The following is a 6,211-nucleotide window of genomic DNA, read 5'->3' as shown; positions in this document are numbered from 1 at the left end:
TATTAACGAAATTATAGACCGGTACCTAGGTTCGGTTACTTAGTCTCATATGTAATAAATTTTTGATTTGTGTTTTTTGGATTTTTTATTATTTATTTGTTATTAATTATTCCGCATCTGTTAAAATTTCTTTTTTGTTAATGTCCGGGTCTTCCACTACCAGGTTATCCAGAATAAATACCTGTCTGTCCGGTGTGTTCTTACCCATATAAAATTCAAGGATCTGATCGATGGTCTGATCCTTGCCGATAACAACCGGCTCCAGACGTATGTCTGCTCCGATGAAGTGCTTGAATTCGTCTGGTGAAATTTCCCCAAGACCTTTGAATCGGGTAATTTCCGGGTTTTTACCAAGTTCATTCAATGCCTTTATTCGTTCAACCTCCGTATAACAGTATCTTGTTTCTTTTTTGTTTCTTACTCTGAACAAAGGTGTCTGAAGGATATATAAATGTCCGTTTTTAATCAGGTCCGGAAAGAACTGAAGGAAAAATGTGATCATCAGCAGGCGAATATGCATCCCGTCTACATCGGCATCGGTTGCAATAATCACCTGATTGTATCTTAAATCTTCAAGACTCTCCTCAATATTCAGGGCTGCCTGTAGCAGGTTGAACTCTTCATTCTCATAGACCACTTTCTTGGTCAATCCATAACAGTTCAGGGGTTTTCCTTTCAAAGAAAAAACAGCCTGAGTTTCTACATCCCTGGACTTGGTAATGGATCCTGATGCGGAATCTCCCTCCGTGATAAAGATCTGCGTTTCCGCTTTTCTTTCTGCTTTCTGGTCATTATAATGCTGTCTGCAGTCACGAAGTTTTTTATTATGAAGAGACACTTTTTTAGCCCGCTCTCTTGCCAGCTTCTGAATTCCCGAAAGCTCTTTTCTTTCTCTTTCTGAAATTAATATTTTTCTTTGGATAGCTTCTGCAATCTCTGGATTTTTGTGCAAAAAATTATCCAGCTTACTCTTGAGGAAGTCGATGATAAATGTTCTCACCGTAGGACCTTGCGGTCCCATATCATTAGAACCCAGCTTGGTTTTGGTCTGAGATTCGAAAACCGGCTCTTCCACATTAATGGAAATGGCAGCAATAATGGATTTCCTAATATCTGAAGCATCAAAATTCTTATTGAAGAATTCTCTTACTGTTTTTACATAGGCTTCACGAAATGCATTCAAATGCGTTCCACCCTGTGTAGTATTCTGTCCATTAACGAACGAGAAGTAGGTTTCCGTCTGTGATTTATCCGAATGAGTGATAGCCACTTCAATATCATGATCCTTCAGATGAACGATCGGATACAGTGTTTCACTCTCCATCTCTTCTTCCAGTAGATCTTTAAGTCCATTCTCAGAATAATAGGTTTCCCCATTGAAAATGATCTTCAGACCGGGATTCAGGTACGCATAATTGCGCAGCATTCTTTCAATATATTCTTTCCTGTATTTAAAATGCAGGAAAATCTCAGCGTCCGGAATAAAAGAAATTTCGGTTCCATTTCTATCGGAAGTATCTGCCTCCGAATGATCCTGGGTAATCATTCCTCTGGAAAACTCAGCCGTCTTCATTTTACCATCCCGAACAGACCTCACTCTGAAATAATCAGACAAGGCATTTACGGCTTTGGTACCTACCCCGTTCAGACCAACGGATTTTTTGAAGGCTTTGCTGTCATATTTTCCTCCGGTATTCATTTTGGAAACAGCATCCACTACTTTTCCTAAAGGAATTCCACGGCCAAAGTCACGAATCGTAACCTTTCCGTCATCCACTTTTATTTCAATTCTCTTTCCTGCTTTCATCCTGAACTCATCAATGGAGTTATCCAGAATTTCTTTCAACAGAATATAGATCCCATCATCCGCAGATGAGCCATCTCCCAGCTTCCCGATGTACATACCGGGGCGCAGACGAATGTGCTCCTGCCAGTCGAGGGTTCTGATATTATCTTCGGAATAGGTAGAGTGTATTTCTTGTGACATATATTATTACGCAAACATACAAAAATACAAAATTGAAAAAAAACTACCCACTCCTATTTTTAATTTATTTTTTTTATTTTAGATCACTTTTTCTTCAGCCTTATTGCCAAACTGAAATATCAAGAAAAGCTTCAGGCAATCTAAGTCCTTGGGTAGCGGTCACTACAGAGCTATGCTTTTTAAATATGGTTTACCCATGCAGATACAAACCCAAAAAGAATAGTGAACAGTTCCCGTACACACTTGCTAATTCACCCTTCTGTAACAACAAACGACCTTTTACTTTTATAAAAGGCAGTCTTTTTTATTCCATTTTCTGCATCCTGATTGTAAAAAATGAATTAAATTCGGTATCCGTAACATTCCGGATTATGATACAGCTTCCTTTCTCTAAACTTTCCAATGTAGGAACCACCATTTTCAGCCAGATGACCCAGTTGGCGAATGAAAACCAGGCCATCAACCTATCGCAGGGATTTCCGGATTTCATGCCGGATTCCGAACTGTTGGATCATGTTACCTATTTCATTACAAAAGGTTTTAATCAATACGCTCCGCTGGGAGGAATGATCGGTTTAAAGGAAGAAATTGCCAGGAAAATTGAAAACAGTCATCGAGCAGTTTATCACCCCGATTCTGAAATCACCATTACTGCCGGAGGTACACAGGCGATCTTTACAGCCATTGCCACCTTTATCAAAAAAGATGATGAGGTCATTATCTTTGAACCTGCTTATGACTGCTATGAGCCTACCGTAGAGCTTTTCGGAGGAATTATTAAGCGTTTTGAAATGAAAGCTTCGGATTATGAAATAGATTGGAATGCTGTAAAAGGTTTGGTGAATGAAAAGACCAAAATGATTATTCTTAACAATCCCAACAACCCTTCAGGAAAGGTTTTAAAAAAGAAAGATATTCAGGAACTTATTCGTATTGTAAAAGATACTTCTATTTTGATTTTAAGTGATGAGGTGTATGAAAATATCGTATTCGACGGGAAACAGCATTTAAGCATCTGTAAGTATCCGGAATTAAAAGAAAGAAGTCTTGTCGTTGCTTCTTTTGGAAAATTGTTTCATGTAACCGGATGGAAAGTGGGCTATTGTGCAGCGCCGAAAAATTTAACCGATGAATTCAGAAAAGTGCATCAGTTCAATGTTTTCTGTGTGAACACTCCTATTCAGCTCGCTTTGGCAGAGTATATGAAAAATGAAGAACATTACAATCAGTTGAGTGATTTCTTCCAGAAAAAAAGGGATTTCCTTCGTAAAGGACTTTCCGGTACATCCTTTGAACTGCTGGATTGTGAAGGAACCTATTTTCAGGGCGTAAAATATGATCAGATCTCTGATAAAAATGATTTTGATTTTGCCCGGGAGCTCACCATCCATCATAAGGTTGCCACCGTTCCTTTTTCGTCATTTTATAAAAGCAAACTCAACGAGCGTGTAATACGTTTGTGTTTTGCCAAAAAACAGGAAACCCTGGAACAGGCATTGGAATATCTCTCAAAAATTTAATTATATCAACGGGGAAAGTAATCTGGCCATATGCTCAAAAAACACTTTCCCTTTTGGTCTTTTTTTCCATTCTTCAAGCGTTATTTCGGTACAATCTTTCATATCATCAAGAAAAACCTCTTTGAGCCTGAGATTCGTAGATTTATCGAAAATAAAAGTATTGACCTCAAAGTTCAGTTCCTGACTTCTTGCGTCCATATTGGCCGTTCCTATACATGAAAAGCTATCATCGATGATCATCATTTTGGAATGGATAAATCCTTTTTCATAAAAGAAAATACGCACCTTATTCTCCAAAAGTTCTTCATAATAAGAATAGGCAGCAGCATTTACCACTACAGAATCTCCCGTTTTAGGAACCATCAGTCTTACATCAACTCCTGCGAGAGCTACCTGTTTGATGGCATTCAGTATTGTTTCTACGGGAATAAAATAAGGGGTAACTATATATACTTTTTCTTTGGCAGAAAGAATGGCTGAATTCGTACTGAGCATAATAGAAGGTTTCGTATTCGGTCCGCTCGCTGCAACCTGAACAACTGTTTTCCCCGTATTATTCTCATCATACCTGAAATACTCCTTTGAAAGTTCAGGAATATCTTTTACGGCAAAAACCCAGTTGCTCAAAAATAAAAACTGGAAATAAAAGGCACCGTTTCCTTTCATATACAAATGAACATCTCTCCAGTACAGCTGGTTTTCACGGTTAATATATTTATCCGACACGTTGATGCCGCCGGTAAAAACTTCATTTCCGTCTACAATAATGATTTTCCTGTGATCCCTGTAATTAACCCTGTTGGCAAAAATCCTGAACTTAATTTTATTGACCGGAAATACCTCAATACCGGAAGCTCTCAATCTCTTCAGAAGCTTTTTGCCGATTTTCCCACTCCCGAAATCATCATATAGAAACCTTATTATAACGCCTTCACCTGCTTTTTCTATCAGCAGATCGGCAAGTCTGTTTCCAATGTCATCGTTTTCATAAATGTAATATTCGAGATGAATATGATGTTGGGCTCCTTTTATGATTTCAAAAACTTTCGGAAACTTTTCTTCTCCGTTCAGCAATATTTCCACATGATTTTCCTGGGACAAAGGCGAATGAGTGGCATTATACAAAAAATTGATTGTATTGATAAAATTCTTCACCTCATCTTCCCTGTCATGCAACGTTTTATAGTGGGTTTCCTCAACATACTTCTGCGCCAGACTATAAATCTTCTCATTTCGTTTAATAGTAAACGTATAGAATCTGTTTTTCCTGTAATTGACCCCGAAAACGAAATAAATAATGATTCCCACAAAAGGAAGGAAAGTGACAAGCAGCAGATAGGCAAGTGTTTTACTTGTCGTTTTAGTATCCATGATAATTTTTGCAGCCAGCAGAAAGATGCTGATAAAATACAGAATCTCTGCACCCAATAACAGGTAAGGATATTCATTCAAAAATTCTTTAATCATAGATAGGGATGATACTGGAAAATATTCATCAGTATCATCTATTAAAGATAAAAAAAACAGCAGACATAGCTGCTGTTTTTATTTTTTTATAAGAACATTCCTCCGGAAGCCTCGATCCTTTGAGCATTGATCCATCGTGCATCTTCCGTACATAAGAAGGCCACTACTCCGCCAATATCATCCGGAAGTCCCACTCTGCCTAATGCTGTCGCACTGGCAATGGTAGCATTCACTTGCTTGTCATCTCTTGTCCTTCCCCCTCCGAAATCCGTTTCTATAGCACCCGGTGCCACTACATTAGCTTTAATTTTTCTTGGCCCCAATTCTTTCGCCATATATTTTGTGAGCATTTCTACTGCCGCTTTCATAGAACCATACACGGAAGATCCGGGTAATGCGAATCTCGCCAATCCTGAAGAAATATTGATGATTCCTCCACCCTCATTCATAAATGGCAATAATTTCTGGCTTAAGAAAAACACCCCTTTAAAGTGGATACTAAACATTTCATCCATCTTTTCTTCCGTGGTTTCCATAATTGGGGAATACAATGCGGTTCCGGCATTGTTAATCAGGAAATCTATATTGGGACTTCCCGTATTTTCCTTTAAATGATTCGTTACATTCTGTACAAATGCATCAAAACTTTTGGTATCTGTTGTGTCCAGTTGAAAAGCGATTGCTTTTCTTTCCATTGATTGTATTTCTTTGACTACAGCCTCAGCTTCTTCTTGACTGTTTTTATAAGTGATGATCACATCCAGACCTTTCTCAGCAATTTTTAATGCTGAATTTTTTCCTAATCCGCGGCTTCCACCGGTTACTAACGCAATTTTTGTTTGTGTGTTCATTGTTTCTATGATTTAATGATACAAAGTTGAGGATTTTCCCAAAGGGCGGTTTGCTTCAATCAATCTGAAATTTGCAAAATTCAAATCAGGAGCGGAATTCCAACGGCGCAAAAGAAGTTTTCCGCTTAAAGAAGTTGGAAAAATGGGCAATTTCTTCGAATCCCAATGCATAAGATATTTCTGAGACATTCCATTTTGTCTGTCTCAATAATATTTTAGCCTCCTGAACAATACGATCCGCGATAAATTCTGTAGTTGTTTTACCCGTACTTTCTTTCAATTTCTTATTGAGATAATTCACATGTACAGCCAATCTGTCTGCATAATCTTTTGCTGTTCTCAGTTGCAGTCTTTGCTCAAAAGATTCGATAGGAAACTGCCTTTCC

At 38.2% G+C, this 6,211-nt stretch carries 5 protein-coding genes; 1 reads left to right on the top strand and 4 read right to left on the bottom strand.

The features are described from left to right. Window positions 1-106 precede the first annotated feature (106 nt). Complete coding sequence (locus ACGHIN_RS16150; protein WP_390455869.1) at window positions 107-1,987, bottom strand: DNA topoisomerase IV subunit B; 1,881 nt, start codon at window positions 1,985-1,987, stop codon at window positions 107-109. A 371-nt stretch (window positions 1,988-2,358) separates the two neighbouring features. Here ACGHIN_RS16150 and ACGHIN_RS16145 point away from each other — a divergent pair, with 371 nt between their 5' ends. After that, on the top strand, window positions 2,359-3,507 hold the full coding sequence (locus tag ACGHIN_RS16145; RefSeq protein WP_390455866.1) for a methionine aminotransferase: 1,149 nt from the start codon (window positions 2,359-2,361) through the stop codon (window positions 3,505-3,507). On the opposite strand, the gene cls is transcribed toward ACGHIN_RS16145, so the two are convergent. The 3 genes from cls to ACGHIN_RS16130 form a co-directional block, all read right to left on the bottom strand. Next, window positions 3,508-4,974: a cardiolipin synthase gene (cls, locus tag ACGHIN_RS16140; protein ID WP_390455863.1), complete on the bottom strand. Its 1,467-nt coding sequence runs from the start codon at window positions 4,972-4,974 to the stop codon at window positions 3,508-3,510. It abuts the gene before it with no gap. 86 nt (window positions 4,975-5,060) lie between these two features. Next, on the bottom strand, window positions 5,061-5,825 hold the full coding sequence (locus tag ACGHIN_RS16135; RefSeq protein WP_390455860.1) for an SDR family NAD(P)-dependent oxidoreductase: 765 nt from the start codon (window positions 5,823-5,825) through the stop codon (window positions 5,061-5,063). 85 nt (window positions 5,826-5,910) lie between these two features. Next, a partial coding sequence (locus ACGHIN_RS16130) for a helix-turn-helix domain-containing protein (protein ID WP_390455857.1) occupies window positions 5,911-6,211 on the bottom strand: 301 nt, incomplete at its 5' end.

The organism is Chryseobacterium barbadense (genome assembly GCF_042849955.1).
Taxonomy (GTDB): Bacteria; Bacteroidota; Bacteroidia; order Flavobacteriales; family Weeksellaceae; genus Chryseobacterium.
Note: the sequence above shows the minus strand (reverse complement) of the source record. Positions and strands in the feature narration are given on the sequence as shown.